Source organism: Microbacterium sp. Leaf320 (assembly GCF_001423485.1).
Lineage (GTDB): Bacteria > Actinomycetota > Actinomycetes > Actinomycetales > Microbacteriaceae > Microbacterium.
Genome location: NZ_LMOD01000002.1, coordinates 228,572 through 244,744, shown reverse-complemented (window position 1 = coordinate 244,744; position 16,173 = coordinate 228,572). Strand labels below are relative to the sequence as shown.

At 69.4% G+C, this 16,173-nt stretch carries 21 protein-coding genes; 8 read left to right on the top strand and 13 right to left on the bottom strand.

The window, feature by feature from the left end:
• Window position 1: 1 nt before the first annotated feature.
• Together ASF63_RS05940 and ASF63_RS05935 are read right to left on the bottom strand one after the other, a co-directional pair.
• On the bottom strand, window positions 2-877 hold the full coding sequence (locus ASF63_RS05940; RefSeq protein WP_056510741.1) for an ABC transporter permease: 876 nt from the start codon (window positions 875-877) through the stop codon (window positions 2-4).
• Window positions 874-2,115 carry an ABC transporter substrate-binding protein gene (locus tag ASF63_RS05935; protein ID WP_056510740.1) on the bottom strand — a complete coding sequence of 414 codons (1,242 nt, stop codon included), beginning with the start codon at window positions 2,113-2,115 and terminating at the stop codon, window positions 874-876. The genes ASF63_RS05940 and ASF63_RS05935 overlap by 4 nt, the downstream gene beginning before the upstream one ends.
• 74 nt (window positions 2,116-2,189) lie before the next feature.
• Here ASF63_RS05935 and ASF63_RS05930 point away from each other — a divergent pair, with 74 nt between their 5' ends.
• Window positions 2,190-2,909 (top strand): TVP38/TMEM64 family protein, encoded by a 720-nt coding sequence (locus tag ASF63_RS05930; protein WP_056510734.1) that lies wholly within the window; start codon window positions 2,190-2,192, stop codon window positions 2,907-2,909.
• Window positions 2,902-3,543, top strand: coding sequence for a CDP-alcohol phosphatidyltransferase family protein (locus tag ASF63_RS05925; RefSeq protein ID WP_056512751.1), 642 nt, complete (start codon window positions 2,902-2,904; stop codon window positions 3,541-3,543). Before ASF63_RS05930 ends, ASF63_RS05925 begins: the two co-directional genes overlap by 8 nt.
• A gap of 22 nt (window positions 3,544-3,565) precedes the next feature.
• Here ASF63_RS05925 and ASF63_RS05920 read toward each other — a convergent pair whose 3' ends face one another.
• On the bottom strand, window positions 3,566-5,056 hold the full coding sequence (locus ASF63_RS05920) for a dihydrolipoyl dehydrogenase family protein (RefSeq protein ID WP_082477862.1): 1,491 nt from the start codon (window positions 5,054-5,056) through the stop codon (window positions 3,566-3,568).
• A 38-nt stretch (window positions 5,057-5,094) separates the two neighbouring features.
• Between ASF63_RS05920 and ASF63_RS05915 the strand changes: the two genes are divergently transcribed.
• Window positions 5,095-5,769 carry a class I SAM-dependent methyltransferase gene (locus tag ASF63_RS05915; RefSeq protein WP_056510730.1) on the top strand — a complete coding sequence of 225 codons (675 nt, stop codon included), beginning with the start codon at window positions 5,095-5,097 and terminating at the stop codon, window positions 5,767-5,769.
• Window positions 5,770-5,840: 71 nt separating this feature from the next.
• The gene (locus ASF63_RS05910) at window positions 5,841-6,071 is read left to right on the top strand and encodes a hypothetical protein (protein ID WP_056512743.1); all 231 of its coding nucleotides are present in this window, start codon (window positions 5,841-5,843) and stop codon (window positions 6,069-6,071) included.
• A 323-nt stretch (window positions 6,072-6,394) separates the two neighbouring features.
• Here the strand turns inward: ASF63_RS05910 and ASF63_RS05900 are convergent, their stop codons facing one another.
• Window positions 6,395-6,973: a hypothetical protein gene (locus ASF63_RS05900; protein ID WP_056510725.1), complete on the bottom strand. Its 579-nt coding sequence runs from the start codon at window positions 6,971-6,973 to the stop codon at window positions 6,395-6,397.
• A 123-nt stretch (window positions 6,974-7,096) separates the two neighbouring features.
• Between ASF63_RS05900 and ASF63_RS05895 the strand changes: the two genes are divergently transcribed.
• Both ASF63_RS05895 and ASF63_RS05890 read left to right on the top strand, forming a co-directional pair.
• On the top strand, window positions 7,097-7,507 hold the full coding sequence (locus tag ASF63_RS05895; protein WP_056510721.1) for an ArsR/SmtB family transcription factor: 411 nt from the start codon (window positions 7,097-7,099) through the stop codon (window positions 7,505-7,507).
• A 1-nt stretch (window position 7,508) separates the two neighbouring features.
• Window positions 7,509-8,486 (top strand): SRPBCC family protein, encoded by a 978-nt coding sequence (locus tag ASF63_RS05890; protein WP_056510719.1) that lies wholly within the window; start codon window positions 7,509-7,511, stop codon window positions 8,484-8,486.
• A gap of 99 nt (window positions 8,487-8,585) precedes the next feature.
• Here ASF63_RS05890 and ASF63_RS05885 read toward each other — a convergent pair whose 3' ends face one another.
• The 7 genes from ASF63_RS05885 to ASF63_RS05855 form a co-directional block, all read right to left on the bottom strand.
• Window positions 8,586-9,005 (bottom strand): DoxX family membrane protein, encoded by a 420-nt coding sequence (locus tag ASF63_RS05885; protein WP_056510715.1) that lies wholly within the window; start codon window positions 9,003-9,005, stop codon window positions 8,586-8,588.
• A 38-nt stretch (window positions 9,006-9,043) separates the two neighbouring features.
• Window positions 9,044-9,781 carry a ribonuclease H family protein gene (locus ASF63_RS05880; RefSeq protein WP_056510712.1) on the bottom strand — a complete coding sequence of 246 codons (738 nt, stop codon included), beginning with the start codon at window positions 9,779-9,781 and terminating at the stop codon, window positions 9,044-9,046.
• Between the two features lie 43 nt (window positions 9,782-9,824).
• Window positions 9,825-10,505 (bottom strand): hypothetical protein, encoded by a 681-nt coding sequence (locus ASF63_RS05875; RefSeq protein ID WP_056510707.1) that lies wholly within the window; start codon window positions 10,503-10,505, stop codon window positions 9,825-9,827.
• On the bottom strand, window positions 10,489-10,725 hold the full coding sequence (locus ASF63_RS05870) for a hypothetical protein (RefSeq protein ID WP_056510705.1): 237 nt from the start codon (window positions 10,723-10,725) through the stop codon (window positions 10,489-10,491). The genes ASF63_RS05875 and ASF63_RS05870 overlap by 17 nt, the downstream gene beginning before the upstream one ends.
• Before the next feature lie 60 nt (window positions 10,726-10,785).
• Complete coding sequence (locus ASF63_RS05865) at window positions 10,786-11,124, bottom strand: hypothetical protein (RefSeq protein ID WP_056510703.1); 339 nt, start codon at window positions 11,122-11,124, stop codon at window positions 10,786-10,788.
• 80 nt (window positions 11,125-11,204) lie between these two features.
• The gene (locus tag ASF63_RS05860) at window positions 11,205-11,510 is read right to left on the bottom strand and encodes a protealysin inhibitor emfourin (RefSeq protein WP_056512739.1); all 306 of its coding nucleotides are present in this window, start codon (window positions 11,508-11,510) and stop codon (window positions 11,205-11,207) included.
• Window positions 11,485-12,549, bottom strand: a complete 1,065-nt coding sequence (locus ASF63_RS05855; RefSeq protein ID WP_056510700.1) for a M4 family metallopeptidase — start codon at window positions 12,547-12,549, stop codon at window positions 11,485-11,487. The genes ASF63_RS05860 and ASF63_RS05855 overlap by 26 nt, the downstream gene beginning before the upstream one ends.
• 291 nt (window positions 12,550-12,840) lie before the next feature.
• On the opposite strand from ASF63_RS05855, the gene ASF63_RS05850 reads away from it, so the two are divergent.
• Window positions 12,841-14,358, top strand: a complete 1,518-nt coding sequence (locus ASF63_RS05850; RefSeq protein WP_056510697.1) for an SDR family NAD(P)-dependent oxidoreductase — start codon at window positions 12,841-12,843, stop codon at window positions 14,356-14,358.
• 29 nt (window positions 14,359-14,387) lie between these two features.
• On the opposite strand, the gene ASF63_RS05845 is transcribed toward ASF63_RS05850, so the two are convergent.
• Together ASF63_RS05845 and ASF63_RS05840 are read right to left on the bottom strand one after the other, a co-directional pair.
• Window positions 14,388-14,885 (bottom strand): hypothetical protein, encoded by a 498-nt coding sequence (locus ASF63_RS05845; RefSeq protein ID WP_056510694.1) that lies wholly within the window; start codon window positions 14,883-14,885, stop codon window positions 14,388-14,390.
• Window positions 14,882-15,220: a winged helix-turn-helix transcriptional regulator gene (locus ASF63_RS05840; protein ID WP_056310357.1), complete on the bottom strand. Its 339-nt coding sequence runs from the start codon at window positions 15,218-15,220 to the stop codon at window positions 14,882-14,884. Before ASF63_RS05840 ends, ASF63_RS05845 begins: the two co-directional genes overlap by 4 nt.
• Window positions 15,221-15,298: 78 nt before the next feature.
• On the opposite strand from ASF63_RS05840, the gene ASF63_RS05835 reads away from it, so the two are divergent.
• The gene (locus ASF63_RS05835) at window positions 15,299-15,955 is read left to right on the top strand and encodes an FMN-dependent NADH-azoreductase (protein WP_056510691.1); all 657 of its coding nucleotides are present in this window, start codon (window positions 15,299-15,301) and stop codon (window positions 15,953-15,955) included.
• Window positions 15,956-16,173 lie beyond the last annotated feature (218 nt).

The following is a 16,173-nucleotide window of genomic DNA, read 5'->3' as shown; positions in this document are numbered from 1 at the left end:
ATCACCGCCAGACCGCGGTGCGCCGCAGCGCGACGAAGGTGCCGGCCACGGCGACGAGTGCGATCGCGCAGGTGACGAGGGCGACCGCGGCGGCCTCCGGACGCGAGGAGAGAGAGACGCCCTGGAACAGTCGCACGGCCAACACGGGCAGCGGCTCGGGGTAGGTGCGGCCGAGCAGCCAGGAGACCTCGTACGACCCGAGTGCGTAGACGAAGCTGATCGCCGCGCAGATGACGATGGTCGGGGTGGTCAGCGGAAGCAGGACGTGACGGAAGCGGCGCCACCGACCCGCGCCGAGCAGCGCGGCGGTCTCGTCGTAGGTCGCGATGCGGGTGGCGAGAGTGCCGGTCACCACGAGCGCGACGAACGCCGACTCCTTCCACGCGAACTCCGCGATCGCCGCAGCCCACAGCGGTCCGCCGACCCAGGGGGCCCACGACTCGGGCGGGATGCCGAGCAGCCGCGGCAGCACTCCGGCGTCGGAGAGAAGGAGCCCGATCGTCGCAGCGCCGACGAGGTGCGGCACGGTCACGGCGGTCGCGCCGAGGGCGGCCAACAGGCGACTTCCCACCCGCCCGGAAGCGATGACGACCGCGGCGGCGGTGCCGACGACGACCGCGATGATCGTCGACACCGCCGCGACGGCGATCGACACCCCGGTCGCGGCCGCGAGATCGTCCGGATGCGCGAGGAACGCCTCGATCCCCGGCGTCACCGGACCCGCGATGGGCATGAGGCCGAGAGCCTGGAGCAGCGTGGCGCCGATGCCTCCGCCGACGACGAGCAGAGTCACGAGGGCAGCGGGAAGCACCAGCATCGCGCCGCGGAGGAGCTGACCGGCGCTCCCCCGACGGCGCGCCACCGGCGCGAAGCTCATCGGTCGAGCACGCCCGTGCGCCAGCCCTCGTCGAGGGCGGGGACCCATTCCGCGGCGAGCTCGCCATGAGCGTTCTCGGACAGCACCTCGTAGCCGGGAACGACGGGCGACTCGGGGAGGGTGTCGAACAGCTCCCGGTCGGCGTCCGAGAGGCTCTCGATGTCGAGGACCGTGAACTGACCCCAGACGTCGGGCTGCGCCTTCGCGACCTGCTGCTCGACCGAGAGGGCGACGTTCGCGACGACCATGGCACCCGCCACCGAGTCGGAGTTCGCCGGCAGGCCGAGGAAGCTCGCGTTGCCCACCGTGCCGTCTTCGAGGGGCAGCACGGTCGTCTCGGGCGGGTACGTGCCGTCGGCGACGAGATCCGTGAGGGTCGCCGGGCCGTAGGTCATCGTGATGTCGATCTGGCGGTCGGCGAAGAGCTGGCCCAGCTCGGCCTCGTTCGCAGGATACGTGTCGCCCCCGCGCCACAGGCTCGGGGCGAGTTCGCTCAGCCGATCGTAGAGAGCAGGGCTCAGCTCGTCGAACGCCTCGTCGGAATACGCGGCAGGCACCTCATCGGCGCCGCCCGAGACGCTCGCCAGCACCTCGCGCACGAACACCGAACCGGTGAAGTCCGGCGGGGCCGGGTAGGTGAAGCGTCCGGGGTTGGCCTCGGCCCAGTCGAGCACTCCCGCGAGGGTGGTGGGCGGATTCGGGATCGCCTCGGCGTTGTAGGCGAGTGTGAACTGCGCCTTGTGCCACGGAGCCTCGCAGCCGTCGACGGGAGTGCCGAAGTCGGACTGCAGCAGCGGGTCGTCGGGGTCGGTGGCCGCCATCGACGGCAGCAGATCGGTCCAGCCGCACAGCCAGGCATCGGCCTCTTTGCCGGTGCGGAAGTTGTCGCCGTTGACCCAGATGAGGTCGACCGTGCCGTCATCGCGGCCGGCCTGGATCTCGGTGAACACGCGGTTCAGCGCATCCGCCGTATCGGTGACGGGTACACGCTCCAGCGTCACTCCGTATTCCGCCACGGCCGGGGCGAGGATGTCGTCGACGTAGGCGTTGCCCTGATCGTCGCCGCCGTACATCCACAGCTGCACGGTCTGCCCCTCGGCATCCTCGAGCACCGCGTCCCAGTCCTCGTAGGCCGTCGATGCACTGCTCTCGGGGGCCGCGCAGGCGGTGAGGGCGATCAGCGGCACCGCGAGGGCGAGAGCCGCACTCCTCCGATACCGTCGTGGGGTGCTGCTCATCGGGGTTCCTCGCTTCGGAATCGGTGTGCCGGCATATCGCGCCGGGCTAGGGTATAGGAGTCGGGGAGGATGCTGTGGACGCTGGTGATTCGCGTGTCAGAGACGCCCCCTCGAAGCGGTCGGCGATCGTCCGCTTGCTGCTTCTCCTCCTGTTCGTCGCCGTCGTCGGAACGGTTGGGTATTTCCTCGCTCCGAGCGACATCGACGTGGTCAGAGAGTGGGCGGCAGGTCTCGGGCCGGGTGGCGCGCTGCTCTTCGTGGCGGGGTACGCCGCGCTCACGCTGACACCGGTGCCCAAGAATCTGCTCACCATCGCGGCGGGCCTCGTGTGGGGTTTCTGGCTCGCGCTCGTGCTCGTCTACGTCGGAGCCCTTCTGGGCGCCGCCGCCTCGTTCGTGATCGGTCGAGCGCTCGGCAGAGAGGCCGTCGAGCGGCTGACCGGAGCCCGGGTCGCGCGCCTCGACGCCGCCCTGGCGCATCGCGGATTCCTCGCGGTGCTCGGAGCGCGGCTGGTGCCGATCATCCCGTTCACGCTCATCAACTACGGCGCCGGCCTGACGGCGGTGCGACGCCGCGACTACGCACTGGGAACGGCCATCGGCATCCTGCCCGGGTCTGCCGCCTACGTGGCGCTGGGCGCGTTCGGGCTCGAGCTCGGGCCGCCCTTCTGGGTGGCGGTGGCCGTGCTGGGTGTGCTCATCCTCGGCGGCGTCTTGGCAGCGGCGATCCTGCGCCGCCGGAACGGCGACCGCTCGTCGTCGGCGCGGAAGACCGAAGGTGGTCACGATGCTTGACCGTTCTCTGCGGGCCGTGCTCGCACGACCGCTCGAGGCGACAGCGGCTGCCCTGGACCGACCGGGGATCACTCCCGATCGCCTGACGGTGCTCGGGCTCGTGCTCGGCGTCGCCTCCGCCGTCACGGCCGGATTCCAGCTGTGGTGGGTCGCCCTCGTGCTGTGGCTCGTCTCGCGCATCGCCGACGGGCTCGACGGGACCCTCGCCCGACGCCGCCGACGGCTGGCTGAGTCGCCGGGGCGGGAGTCCGCGCCCTCCCACGCGGGCGGATTCCTCGACATCACCGCCGACTTCGTCGTCTACGGCGCGACGGTCGTCGGAGTCGCCTTCGGTGCCACGTCGCAGTTCGGGGCTCCGTGGTGGCCGTTCCTCGTCGTGCTCCTCGTCTACTACGTGAACGGCACGGCCTTCCTCGCCTTCTCCTCGATCGCCGAGCGCACAGGGCGCACGATCGACGACGGGCGATCGCTCTCCTTCCTCGGGCGGATCGCCGAGGGCACCGAGACCATCGCCGTGCACGCGCTGTGGCTCATCCTGCCGTTCTGGGCATGGCAGATCGCGCTCGTCTGGTCGCTCTTCGTCGCGGTGAGCGCTGTGCAGCGCATCGTCGTCGGCTACCGCAGCCTGCGCTGAGCAACATGGCGAGCGGTCGGGCTCAGCGCCTGCGGCGATGGAATCGGGCCAGGAGTCCGATCGCGAACCCGACTGCCCCGCCCCGGAGGCCACGCTGCGCCTCCTTCACGACCGCGTTCCATCCGGCATCCGAGTAGCTCGGGTACGCATGCATCGTCGTCGCGAGCGTGCGCACGCTCATCTGGGCCTTGACCGCGGTGGTGTACTCGGCGAGCGACTCTCCGGCCCGCGGCCCGACGATGACGGCGCCGGTGACCCGCCCCCGCCGATCGACCACGATGCTCGTGAAGCCGTCGGTGTGGCCGTCGGCGATCGCCCGATCGAGGTGGGAGTGATGCTGCACGACCGCGCGCATCCCGCGTGCCGACGCAGCGGCGGGTGAGACGCCGACGGCTGCGACCTCGGGGGAGGTGAAGGTGATGCGGGGCACGACGTCGGCGTCGATCCTGCGAGAGAGCCCGAGCACGGCGTTCGTCGCGGCGACGCTGCCGTACATGCCGGCCGTGTGCGTGAAGCGCGGCAGCGGGGTGACGTCGCCGGCGGCACGGATGCGCGGGTTCGACGTGCGCAGCGAGGCGTCGACGTCGACCGCTCCTCGCTGATCGAGGGTCACACCGGCCGCCGACAGTCCGAGGTCGGAGACCTCGACCCGACGTCCCAGTGCCGCGAGGGCGCGATCGAACACGACCTGCGTGCCGTCGCTCAGCTGGGCGGTGCCCGATGGTGACGGAGCGTCGTCAGACCGGAAGGAGTCGAAAGAGCGCACGGTCGTGCCGAGGCGCACGTCGACGCCGTCTGCACGGAGAGCTGCGAGGACGACGGCGCTCGCCGCGGGATCCTCCTTCGGCAGCACCCGATCGCCTCGGTGGATCAGCGTGACCTGACTGCCCAGTCGCACCATCGCCTGTGCGATCTCGCAGCCGATCGCGCCACCGCCCTGCACGAGCAGGCGTGCCGGCAGTGCATCCAGATCCCAGAAGGTCTCGTTCGTGAGGACGTCGATCGATGCCTCGCCCTCGACCGACGGGCGCACCGGCGAACTTCCCGCGGCGATGAGCGCGTCACGGAACGCGATGCGCTCGCCGTCGACCACGACGGAGCGGGGACCGTCGAACCGCGCGCGACCGGTGAGCGTGTGGATGCCGTCTCGGTTGAGAGTCTCAGGGGAGTCGACCGGCTCGATGTCATGGATCGCGGCGTGCACGTGCTGCATCACGGCGGGGAAGTCGACGTGCACCTCGCTCGCTGTCACACCCAGCCCCGCACTGCTGCGCGCAGCGTGCGCGGCGGCGGCCGACGCGATGAGAGCCTTCGACGGCACGCAACCGGTGTGCAGGCATTCGCCTCCGAACCGGTGCGCCTCGATCAGCAGCACGTGCGCGCCGAGCGTGACAGCCGTGCGTGCCCCGACGAGTCCGGCGCTGCCGGCCCCGATCACGACCAGGTCCCACGTGCGTCCGCCTGCTTCGCGTGCGGTCAGTGCGCGCGCCGATCTGCGAGAAGGAGTGCTCATTCCTGAAGCCTAGAGTGGACCCGGAAGCGGGAGGGCGGATGGCGGCACTGATGCGGCGATACGGCGTGGGCGCGCGCTGGTACGACGTGCTCTCGGGCGAGCGCCTGGTCTATCGGGCCGGTCGGCAGGCGGGGATCGCGCTGCTCGACTCGGGACCCGGCGATGTCGTCATCGATCTCGGATGCGGGACCGGGCTGAACTTCGCGCTGCTGCTCGCGGCGACGGCGCCGTCAGGGATCGTGATCGGCATCGATCGCAGCCCCGAGATGCTGGCCGTCGCACAGCGACGGATCGATCACCAGGGCTGGGGTGACAGGGTCCGTCTTATCCGGGCGGATGCCGCCGAGCTGCGGTCGGACGAGGTGGCCCGGGCCGTGACCGACCTGCGTGGTGGCGGCGACGGCCGAGCCGACGCTCTGCTCGCGACCTACTCGCTCAGCGTGATCACCGAGCGCGAGGAGGCGTGGCAGCGAGCGCGAGCGTGCCTGCGCCCCGACGCGAGGGCGTGCATCGCCGACATGCAGCCGCCGCACGGCTTCTGGCGTGTGCTCTCACCGCTCGCCCGCCTCGCCTGCGCGACGGGCGGAGCCGACATCGCGGCGCGACCCTGGCGCATGCTCGAGCGCGATTCCGTCGACCCCTCGTCGGTGCGCCGGGTCGAGCGCAAGGGCGGGCACATCGTGGCAGTGGCTGCGACGACGCGGAGTCTCTGAGCCGACAGTGCGGCACCCCACCATTCACGTCGGCTAGCGCCGGACCACCGGCCAGGAGGATGATCGCGGGTATGAGCATCGAAGAGATCTGGCCGACGCTGGCACCGGAGACGCGTGAGTGGCTCATCGCCCACAATGGCGAGCCCATCCCCACTGACGTGGCTTCCGCGATCAACGGTGCCGACGTGTCGGTGGACCCCACCGCCGGGAGGCGGGGTGCCACGCCCGGAATTGCATTGTCAGATGAGGACGTCGACTGGATCGAAGCCGTCGCCAACGACGAGGACCCTGCCCGGGGCTGATTTCCCCGTGCGGCGCGGGGTGACGACGACGGACGCATTCGAGCGCACGTGGGTCTCGGTCTACCGGGATGCGCTCCTTGCAGACGTGGCGATCGAACGGGCGGGGGTTCGTCTTGCGCGAATGGCCTTCGCCGTTCACTTCATGCATCTGCCGTGCCACTGGTCGTCTTCCGAGTCCTCCGCACGATCGTTCGATCGGGTCTGGCTCGCTGCGCTGGCCCCGCTGTCGTCACGAGCGAGGAGGTCGCCAGGTGCCGAAAGGCGGCGGTCGATGGGCCTGTGTCGCAGCAGGATCGATGTCGACACGATGCTGTGCATCACGCTCACGAGATGTCCGTGCGTGAGGTGGCCAGTGCAGGGGACACTCTGGGCTCGCCGCCTGCGACGGCCGGGCGGGGCCGCACATCGTGCAGTGTCATCGCGCCCGCGCAAGGGACGGCGAGCAAATCGCCCTCTCTCAGGTCGCTCGGCAGAAGCGTGACCGGGTGGGGCCACGAGGCTCCGCCGACGTCGCCGGGGATGAGCTCGATGCGCGCGTTCCTGCTGGTCGAGGTGCGTCCGATGAGACGACACTCACTCCACTGCGCTGAGACGCCGTCGAAAGCGCAGTCGGTCAGAGCGATGCGCTTGTCCTCCTGCGTGTCGACGCGGAGCGTGACCCGAAAGACCAGGACGGTGACGTCGGTTCCCCCACCGAAAGCCCTCTCGCGGGGCATGCCCGGACGCGGCAGGTCTCCGGTGAGCAGCGCCGGCGTGCCGTTGAGCTCGACGAGCCTGGTCAGGGAGATTCCACCGACGACGACGTCGGAGAAGATCGGATGTGTGTGCATCGGCCAGAGGTTGATGGCGAGGGGGTCGGGAATGCTCAGGCGCAGGGTGGGAAGGATCTCCGTAAGGGTCATGCCTCAGTCCTACGGTCCATCCCGCCCGCGTGGAACACGCCCGTACGGAACTCATGCGCCTTCTTCCGATTCGCTCACGAGACCTCTTGACATCAGCTCGACTCGGGCATAACGTACAACCAAATGGTTGCACAAAGAGAACTGAGCGAAGCGGAGGTCGACCGTGTGTTCCACGCATTGGCGACGTCGACCCGGCGCGACATCCTGCGCCGGACGATCGAGCGGGAGCAGTCCGTCTCGACCCTCGCCTCCGAATACGAGATGTCGTTCGCCGCGGTGCAGAAGCACGTGGCCGTGCTCGAAGCGGCGGATCTCATCGTCAAGCGCGCCGAGGGACGCGAGCGGCTCGTCCGCGCGAACCCCGAGATGATCGCCCGCGCCAGGGCGCTCCTCGCCCGATACGAAGAGCTGTGGCGGTCGCGCATCGCCCGGCTCGACGAGCTGCTGGCCGAGACGCCGGCTCCTCGTGCAGACACGACAGACACGACCAGCACCGACACCACCGATGATTCACGAACCGAAGAAGGAGACTGACATGCCCGTCACGGATGTCACCACCGATGCCGACAACCTCACCATGACCGTCGTCGCCGATTTCGCGGCGCCGATCGAGCGGGTCTGGGACGCCTACAGCGACCCGCGCCAGCTCGAGCGCTTCTGGGGCCCTCCCGGATGGCCGGCCACCTTCACCGCCTGGGACCACACCGTCGGCGGCAAGGCCAACTACACGATGAACGGCCCTCGCGGCGAGAAGGCGTCGGGCACATGGGAGTTCCTGCGCATCGAGGCCCCGCACGGCTTCGAGGTGCTCGATGCGTTCGCCGACGAAGAGGGCACGCCCGACCCCGACCTGCCCTCGATGCGCATGGTCTTCTCGTTCGAGCCGACCGCCGAGGGCGCGCGCATGGTCACCACGAGCTACTTCGCGTCTGCCGACGCGCTCGAGCAGGTCGTATCGATGGGGATGATCGAGGGCACGAAGCTCGCGATGAGCCAGCTCGACGCCGTCCTGCAGGATCTCCGCGACTACGCGCAGGGCAAGGGCACGCAGGTCGAGCTGCTCGATGACACCCACGTGCGCATCACCCGCCTCGTCGAGGGACCGCGCGAGTTGGTCTGGCGTGCCCACAACGAGCCCGAGCTCATGAAGCAGTGGCTGCTCGGACCCGACGGGTGGGAGATGACCGAATGCGTCGTCGCGACCGAGGTGGGCCAGACGTACCGCAACTCGTGGGCGCCGGTCGGCGACACCGAGGGGCAGCCGTTCGGCTTCGAGGGTGAGGCGCTGCTGATCGACGCGCCTCGGCGTTCGGTGCAGACCGAGCGGATGGTCGGGATGCCGGTCGAGACGCTGAACGACCTGAACCTCTACGAAGAGGACGGCGCGACGCTGATCACCCTCTACATCGAGTACCCCGACAAGGAGACGCGCGACATGATCCTCGCCACCGGCATGGCCGACGGCATGGAGACCTCGTACGCACGTCTCGAGCGGGAGCTGCTCGCGGTCTGACGTTCACGATTCAGCAAGAGGAGGCGGTTCTCGCGAGAACCGCCTCCTCTTCTGCTGTCCTGCCCGCGTTCATGCTGAATCGTGAACGAGGATCCGTTGCTACGAGTCGGACGAGCCCGCGGATGTGCGACGCGGAGCGCGCGTCGACCAGAGCGCCAGAGCGATGAGCACCGGCTGGAAGAACAGTCGTACGAAGCGCTTCGTGTCGGTGTCGAGCCCGAAGGCGTCGCGGTGCTCCAGCCACTGCGCGATGTTGCCGGGGAAGACGGCGACGAAGAACAGCGCTGCGAGCACACCGACCAGTCCCCGGCGCTTGCGTGCGACGAGGAGTGCTGCGCCGAGACCGACCTCGACGACGCCGGAAGCGAGCACGGTCACGTCAGGATCCAGCGGCACCCAGTCGGGCACCTGAGCCTGGAACTCCTCGCGCGCGAACGTCAGATGCGAGACGCCCGCGAAGACGAGGAAGGAACCGAGGAAGATCCGACCGACGGTGCGTGCGACATTCTTCTTCGACATGGTGCGAGTGTACGCGGGCGCGCTGTGGTCGAGGCGCGTCAGATCAGGCGGCGGAGCGCCTCTTCGAGCGTGACGCCCTGGGCCTCGGCGCGGTCGCGCAGTCGGGCGTGCTCGTCGCTCGAGAGTGCCAGCCGCACCTCGATCGGGTCGTCGACCGGGGCATAGAGGCTGTCGAGCAGATCGGACGGCTCGGCCCACAGCGGCTCGGCGATCGCCGTCGCGACGGTCGGCGACGAATCAGGAGCATTCTCCGCGCGCGTGGCAGCGGCGGCGATCGGGGCGGATGCTGCCGCGGCTGCGCCGGCATCCGTCGCCAGCGTGAATCCCGGCCCTCGGCGCGGCTCCTGCTTCGCCTGGTACGCCTTGGCCGCGGCGTTCGCGCGCTCATCTGCCGCCTCGTTCAGGGGGTGGCCGGCGTGGCCCTTGACCCACGAGAACTCGACGTCGCGCCCGCGGATCGCCTCGTCGATGCCTTCGAGCAGGTCGCGGTTCAGCACCGGCCCGCCGTCGGACTTGCGCCAGCCCTTGCGCTTCCACCCCGGCATCCACTTGGTCACCGAATCGATCACGTAGCGACTGTCGCACTCGATCATGAGCTTCTCCGAGATGCCCGCCGTCGCGAGCAGCAGCTCGAGCACGGCCCGCAGCTCACCCTGGTTGTTGGTGCCGTGCGGGGATCCGCCCGCGGCCCAGTTGTCGTCGTCGATGTACCAGGCCCAGCCGTTGGGGCCGGGATTGCCCAGGGCGGAGCCGTCTGCGGCGGCGGTGATCGTCATCCCTCAACCGTAGCCGCGACGGGCGACACCACTCGCGCCGCGGTCACTCGGCCCGGCGCGCATCCGCGTCTGCGAGTCCCCGACGCATCTCCTCGCGCGACTCCTCCGGCCATGGCCCGGAGTATGCGAGCGGGATCTCGGTCATGTAGCGGCGCTGATCCATCGGGAATCGCGCCGCCATGGAATCCGGGTCGGATCCTGCTGCCGCATACAGAGCCGGCCCATCGGCGAAGTACGGATCGATCAGCACGAGAGTGCCGTCGTCGCGACTCATCACGTTCGCAGGGTTCTCGTCGAGCGGGCCGCACCAGGGGAGTTCGGCGATGGCGCGGGCGTGGATTCGGCGCACGACGTCGACGAGGTCCGACACGGCGGAATCGCCGGACTCGATCATGCGGAGGAAGCGAGACGCCGCCTGCTCATCCGCGGGATGCAGGCGCTCCATGATCATCAGGTCGCCGCCGCCTTCGAGTCGTCGATGGGCGAACAGCTCGGGCACGAGCCGGGTCTGCGCGGCCTGGCGATAGAGGGCCGCGGTGTAGGAGCCGACGGGATCGAACGGACTGATCCGCGCGACCCGGAGGCCGTCGGGCGACTGCAAGGCGATGGCCCAGTCGCCGGCGCCGCACGGCTCCCACCCCTCGTCGCAGAGCAGGCGCTCGGCGTCGTGATGCGTGGCGTCCGCGGGCAACGCCGCCAAGAGAGTGTCAGTCGTCGCTGTCATCCGGTTCGCGGTTCTCGATCGAGAACGCCTCAGGTGCGGGCGGTGCCACGGGGAAGGCGACCGAGCTCACGGAGGCACCCACGCCCAGGCCCAGACCGATCGACAGCGGGTCTACAGAGGGAGCCTCGTCGAGCACCTCGGACTCCGAGCGTTCGAGGGGCTCCGAGGGCAGAGTCCACTGGTTCTCTTCGTCGTCGGAGCGTTGCTGGAAAAGTCCCATGGGTCCCATTCTGATCCCGCCTGACGGCGGGATCGCCGGATTCACACCGGATTGCTCGGTTCAGGCCGACGGGGTGATGCGACGGAAAGTGAAGTACCCCGCGACGTGGCCGTGGTTGACGACGCCGGTTCCGCTGCTCAGCATGCGCGCCGAGGTCGTCGCACCGGACTCGACGAAGGTGTAGCCGGTCTGCTCGAGGCGCCAGCCGATGCGCTCGACCTCGCTCAGGAAGTACCCGACGTGGTCATCGCTCACGAAGTCGTTCTCTGACGAGCCCCATGACGATGGCTGCCCGGTGAGGCGACTGACCTCGGCCTGCAGGTGCAGCACCGAATCGCCTCGGTCGTATGCATCACGTGACAACTGCAGCAGGCGCGTGGCCTCTTCGCTCGTCGGCATGGTGTTCTCCCTCGTGTCGTCGTCCCATCATCCGCGATGGCGGCCGTTCGTCGTGGGCGCCTCGCCTGCGTCGTGCGCTCTCAGTCGGACGCCGCACGCACGGCGTCGACGAGCTGCCGCCACGGACCGTCGAGCGCTGAGTCCGGTAGCTCCCGTTCGCGCTTCTCCGAGGGGGTGCGCACCCGGATCAGCCACACGAACCGATCGGCTCCCGTGGTGTCGTCCGCGTCGGCATCCCACGGGCAGCTCTCGATCATGGCGATCCAGTCGGAGGACTCGGCCGGATCCGGTTCGACGCGCCATTGACGACGGATGCCGGCGATGCCGCCCGTGCGCACCACCGCGATGACGACCTGTGCGTCAGTCGGTGGAGGGGACTCGCTCATCTCCATAGACTCCCACGGTCGTCCACGCACGTCGAGCGGCTGCGCCTGTGGCATCGTCGATCGCGTATGCCGCGGCGACCGTCGCGTCGGCGAACTCGGTGAAGTTCGCGGTGCTCGAGAGCCCGCCGGTGAGCGCGCGGTACCAGACCGTGCCCGCGGCCTCCCAGGCGTTGCCGCCCAGGTCGATCGCGAACAGAGCGAACGCGCGATTCGGGATGCCGGAGTTGATGTGCACCCCGCCGTTGTCTTCGGTCGTGCGCACGAAGCCGCTCATGTGGGCCGGCTGCGGATCTTTGCCGAGCTCGTCGTCGTCATAGGCGGTGCCCGGCTCGATCATCGATCGCAGCGCCTGGCCCTGCACCGCATCCGTGAAGATCTCGGCACCGATGAGCCACGTCGCATCGGCCGCGCTCTGGCCGAGGAGGTACTGCTCGGTGAGCGCGCCGAAGACGTCGGCGATCGATTCGTTCAGCGCGCCGGGCTGGCCCTGGTACTCGAGGTTCGCGGTGTACTGCACGACGCCGTGCGCGAGCTCGTGTCCGATGACCGTGGTCGATGAGGTGAAGCCCACGAACACCTCGCCGTCTCCGTCGCCGAAGACCATGCGCTCGCCGTCCCAGAAGGCGTTGTCGTAGTCGACGCCGTAATGCACCGTGGCGTCGAGCGGAGCCCCGGCGTCGTTCAGGGAGTTGCGGCCGAAGGCCGAGAGCAGCATCTCGAACGTGGCCCCGAGTCCGTCGAACGCCTCGTTGACGGAGACATCGGCGACGGGCTCATCGTCTTCGCTGCGGACGATCGCACCGGGGAGGGTCTGCGTGTTGCCCGCGTCGCTGATCGTGCGGTTGGGGGCGTCGGAGAGCTCGGCCACCAGGTCGCCGTTCTCGTCGATCGACAGGTCGATGCGCGCACGGAACGGCGGTCTGCCCGCCGTCAGCGTCTGCCTCGCGGCGGCGGCGGCGCGGGGGTAGCGGCCCGACTCGGCCAGGCGCGCGAGCAGGTAGGACGGGACGACTCCAGGGGTTTCGGTGTGGCTGCTCATGTTCAGACCCTACGCCGGGGGTCTGACGTTCCGGCAAGGCGCGGCGCGGATCGGAGGCGTCGGAGCATGTACGTCACAGAAGGCGAAATGCGCCACAGAAGTCCGAACCCCCGGCATCCGGACTGCGCACGCGCAATCGGACTTCGCAAGTGCACGGACTGCGCTCGGGAGGCCGGATTCGCGGCATCCGGACCTCGGAAGCGCACGATGACCCGGCAGAGGCCCGGGGCCTCGCCACCCGGCCCAGGGCTCCCAGGAAAAGACCCCGGGATCTCGCGTAAAATCGGCACAATGACCGACGCACCCGACGCCACCTCCGACCTGGGTGCCGGCATCGACCCCGAAGACCTGGCCACCACGCTGCGGGTTCTGTCGGAGCTGCATCAGATCGACAACGAGCACCCCGACTTCGTCGCCGTTCGTCACGCGACCGCCGCGATGTTCAAGGCCGTCAAGCGCGTGCGCCGCAAGGAGATCCGCGATGCGATCGCCGAGGCCGACAAAGCCGTCGTCGCCCGCACCGCCACCGGCGCCCCCGACCGCATCGATGACGAGACCCGTGGCCACGATCTGGCCACCAGCGTCGTCGACGCCCCGATCGCGGGTGAGCTGCTCAAGCCCCGCAACTGCTACATCTGCAAGCAGCCGTACACGGTGGTCGACGCGTTCTATCACCAGCTCTGCCCCGACTGCGCGCGCTTCAGCCACGGCAAGCGCAACGCCCGCACCGACCTCACCGGCAAGCGCGCGCTGCTCACCGGCGGTCGCGCGAAGATCGGCATGCACATCGCCCTGCGGCTGCTGCGCGACGGCGCCCACACGACGATCACCACCCGCTTCCCCCGCGACGCCGTGCGTCGGTTCTCGGCATTGCCCGACTCGGGGGACTGGCTTCACCGCCTGCGCGTGGTCGGCATCGACCTGCGCGACCCCGCTCAGGTGATCGGCCTCGCCGACTCGGTCGCAGCGCAGGGCCCGCTCGACATCCTGATCAACAATGCTGCGCAGACCGTGCGCCGCTCGCCCGGTTCGTATTCGCTGCTGGCGGATGCCGAGCTGCAGCCGCTTCCCGACGGACCGCTGCCCGAGATGGAGACGTTCGGGCATACCGCCGATCCTCATCCGCAGGCGCTGCAGGCCTCCGTCGATGCGCACCCGCTGCTGTCGGTCGCCGCCCTCGGAGGCACCGTCGCCGAGCAGGGCGGCCAGGCGCTGACCGCCGAAGACCTCGCCCGTCTCGCGATGGCCCCTGGGTCGTCGTCGCTCGAGAAGCACGCCGACGGCACCGCGATCGACGCCGGCGGGCTCGTGCCCGACGTCAACCGCACGAACAGCTGGGTGCAGTCGATCGATCAGGTCGATCCGCTCGAGATGCTCGAGGTGCAGCTCGCGAACACGACCGCGCCGTTCCTGCTCATCAGTCGCCTGCGTGCGTCGATGGCCGCGTCGTCATCGCATCGCAAGTACGTGGTGAACGTCTCGGCCATGGAGGGGCAGTTCTCCCGCCGTTACAAAGGCCCTGGTCACCCGCACACCAATATGGCGAAGGCCGCGCTCAACATGCTCACGCGCACGAGCGCCGGCGAGATGCTCGAGACCGACGGCATCCTGATGACCGCCGTCGACACCGGATGGATCACCGACGAGCGTCCGCACTACACGAAGGTACGTCTGGCCGAAGAGGGCTTCCACGCCCCTCTCGACCTCGTCGACGGCGCGGCCCGCGTGTACGACCCGATCGTGCGCGGCGAGGCGGGCGACGACATCCACGGCGTCTTCCTGAAGGACTACGAGCCCAGCCCCTGGTGAGTCCGGGAGCGTGAGTTCGGCGTTCTGACCTACGGTCGCCGTGCCTGCACGGCTCCGACGACGGCTCCGGCGATCACCAGAAGGAGGCCGGGGATGGCGAGGAGCACGGCGCCGACGACCGTGAAGAACGTCATCACCGGTCCGACCGTGAACCGGCCGTCGGCGACCGGGCCGTCGCAGGTGATCGTCCCGGGGGACGCGACGCCCAGGTCGAAGCTGCCCTGCGCGTCCCATCGTTCGGGGAGCAGGATCGCCTGCTGGAGCATGTCGGGCCTCAGCCGCAGCACACCGCCGCCGGGGAACGTGCCGGTGCACTCGATCTCGCTCCAGTGGTCCGACGGGGTCACATAGATCGCATGATCGCCTTCGGCGAGGTCGACCGTGAGTTCCTCGCCGAAGGCGACGGGCGGTGCGAGACGGAAACCGGGGCTGAACGCGAGTGCGGCAGCGCCGACCAGCACGAGTGCGCCGAGCAGCAGCAGGATCCACCAGGCGCGGCGGGGTCGTCGTGCCTGGGGCGTCGTCATCGGGCGCGGATCTCGAGGTTCTCGGATGCCCAGGTGCCGAGCTGGTCGAGGATCGGCAGCAGCCCGCGGCCGCTGTCGGTCAGGGCGTAGGAGACCGCGACGGGAGGCCCGGGGTCGACGGCGCGGGAGACGAGGCCGGCGTCGGCGAGTTCGGCGAGGCGGTCGGAGAGCACGGTGTCGCTGATGCCGGCGACCGCACGGCGCAGTGACACGAACGTCGAGGGTCCGCCGCCGAGGGAAGACACGATCATGCCGTTCCAGCGCTTGCCGAGCACGCTGAAGGCCAGTGTGACGGCGGCGTCGCACACGTGACGCTCTTCGTCGATCTCGGCCATGCGCCCATCATACCTGTGCTACGTTAACGCGAGTCGCTAAGAAAAACAGAGCGACTACGCAAAAGAAAGGCACACTTCATGTCCCTGTTCCGCCTGGATGCCAGCATCCTTCCCGCGTCGTCCGCCAGCCGTTCGCTCGCCGACCTCGTCGAAGCCGAGTGGACCGCATCGCACCCGGACTCCGCGGTCACACGTCGCGATCTCGCAGCCGACCCCGTGCCGGCGACGGCCTGGGCGGATGCCGTGACAGGCGGCTTCGTCGATGAGGCGCAGCGCACCGACGCCCAGCGCGCGGCCCGCGCCCTCGGCACCACCTTCGCCGACGAGCTGATCGGCGCCGATGCGCTGCTGTTCGCCGTGCCGCTCTACAACTACGGGGTCTCGCAGCACTTCAAAACCTGGTTCGATCTGGCCTACACCGACCCGCGCATCGACCCGCAGGGCACGGCTCTCCGCGGCAAGCCGGCGACCCTCGTCACAGTGCTCGGCGGCAACTATGCCCCCGGCACCCCCAAGGAGGGCTGGGACCACTCCACCGCATGGCTGCGCCGCGTGCTCGAAGACGTCTGGGGCCTCGACCTGCGCATCGTCGAGCGTCCGTTCACCCTCGTGGGAGTGAACCCGGCACTGGATGCCTTCGCCGACACCGCCCGCGAGCTCAAGGAGAACGCCGAGCAGTCTGCCCGCACCTACGGTCGCGAGCTCGCCGCACTCCGGGGAGACCAGGTCGCCTGACCCGCCGCGGGGCCTGAAACACAGATGCAGGCCGAGACCACGGATGCATGCCGAGACGGGGGATATCGGCATGCATCCGTCATCTGAGCATGCAGGTGTGCGTCAGCTGTGCGGACCGGTTCACGCGCGCCGTACCGTTCGCAGTACCCGGGCACGGATGCGGGGACGAAACACGGTTTCTGGTCCTGCATCCGTGCTTCGGTCCTGCATCCGGCGCG

What these genes read in the sequence shown, in the direction of transcription:
- ASF63_RS05855 (WP_056510700.1), bottom strand. Translation starts at nt 12,549, where the DNA reads ATGAGCAGCCACACCGAAACCCCTGGAGTCGTCCCGTCCTACCTGCTC.
- ASF63_RS05935 (WP_056510740.1), bottom strand. Translation starts at nt 2,115, where the DNA reads ATGAGCAGCACCCCACGACGGTATCGGAGGAGTGCGGCTCTCGCCCTC.
- ASF63_RS05835 (WP_056510691.1), top strand. Translation starts at nt 15,299, where the DNA reads ATGTCCCTGTTCCGCCTGGATGCCAGCATCCTTCCCGCGTCGTCCGCC.
- ASF63_RS05895 (WP_056510721.1), top strand. Translation starts at nt 7,097, where the DNA reads ATGGTTGCACAAAGAGAACTGAGCGAAGCGGAGGTCGACCGTGTGTTC.
- ASF63_RS05850 (WP_056510697.1), top strand. Translation starts at nt 12,841, where the DNA reads ATGACCGACGCACCCGACGCCACCTCCGACCTGGGTGCCGGCATCGAC.
- ASF63_RS05940 (WP_056510741.1), bottom strand. Translation starts at nt 877, where the DNA reads ATGAGCTTCGCGCCGGTGGCGCGCCGTCGGGGGAGCGCCGGTCAGCTC.
- ASF63_RS05885 (WP_056510715.1), bottom strand. Translation starts at nt 9,005, where the DNA reads ATGTCGAAGAAGAATGTCGCACGCACCGTCGGTCGGATCTTCCTCGGT.
- ASF63_RS05920 (WP_082477862.1), bottom strand. Translation starts at nt 5,056, where the DNA reads ATGAGCACTCCTTCTCGCAGATCGGCGCGCGCACTGACCGCACGCGAA.
- ASF63_RS05910 (WP_056512743.1), top strand. Translation starts at nt 5,841, where the DNA reads ATGAGCATCGAAGAGATCTGGCCGACGCTGGCACCGGAGACGCGTGAG.
- ASF63_RS05915 (WP_056510730.1), top strand. Translation starts at nt 5,095, where the DNA reads ATGGCGGCACTGATGCGGCGATACGGCGTGGGCGCGCGCTGGTACGAC.
- ASF63_RS05840 (WP_056310357.1), bottom strand. Translation starts at nt 15,220, where the DNA reads ATGGCCGAGATCGACGAAGAGCGTCACGTGTGCGACGCCGCCGTCACA.
- ASF63_RS05860 (WP_056512739.1), bottom strand. Translation starts at nt 11,510, where the DNA reads ATGAGCGAGTCCCCTCCACCGACTGACGCACAGGTCGTCATCGCGGTG.
- ASF63_RS05875 (WP_056510707.1), bottom strand. Translation starts at nt 10,505, where the DNA reads ATGACAGCGACGACTGACACTCTCTTGGCGGCGTTGCCCGCGGACGCC.
- ASF63_RS05845 (WP_056510694.1), bottom strand. Translation starts at nt 14,885, where the DNA reads ATGACGACGCCCCAGGCACGACGACCCCGCCGCGCCTGGTGGATCCTG.
- ASF63_RS05900 (WP_056510725.1), bottom strand. Translation starts at nt 6,973, where the DNA reads ATGACCCTTACGGAGATCCTTCCCACCCTGCGCCTGAGCATTCCCGAC.
- ASF63_RS05890 (WP_056510719.1), top strand. Translation starts at nt 7,509, where the DNA reads ATGCCCGTCACGGATGTCACCACCGATGCCGACAACCTCACCATGACC.
- ASF63_RS05880 (WP_056510712.1), bottom strand. Translation starts at nt 9,781, where the DNA reads ATGACGATCACCGCCGCCGCAGACGGCTCCGCCCTGGGCAATCCCGGC.
- ASF63_RS05865 (WP_056510703.1), bottom strand. Translation starts at nt 11,124, where the DNA reads ATGCCGACGAGCGAAGAGGCCACGCGCCTGCTGCAGTTGTCACGTGAT.
- ASF63_RS05925 (WP_056512751.1), top strand. Translation starts at nt 2,902, where the DNA reads ATGCTTGACCGTTCTCTGCGGGCCGTGCTCGCACGACCGCTCGAGGCG.
- ASF63_RS05870 (WP_056510705.1), bottom strand. Translation starts at nt 10,725, where the DNA reads ATGGGACTTTTCCAGCAACGCTCCGACGACGAAGAGAACCAGTGGACT.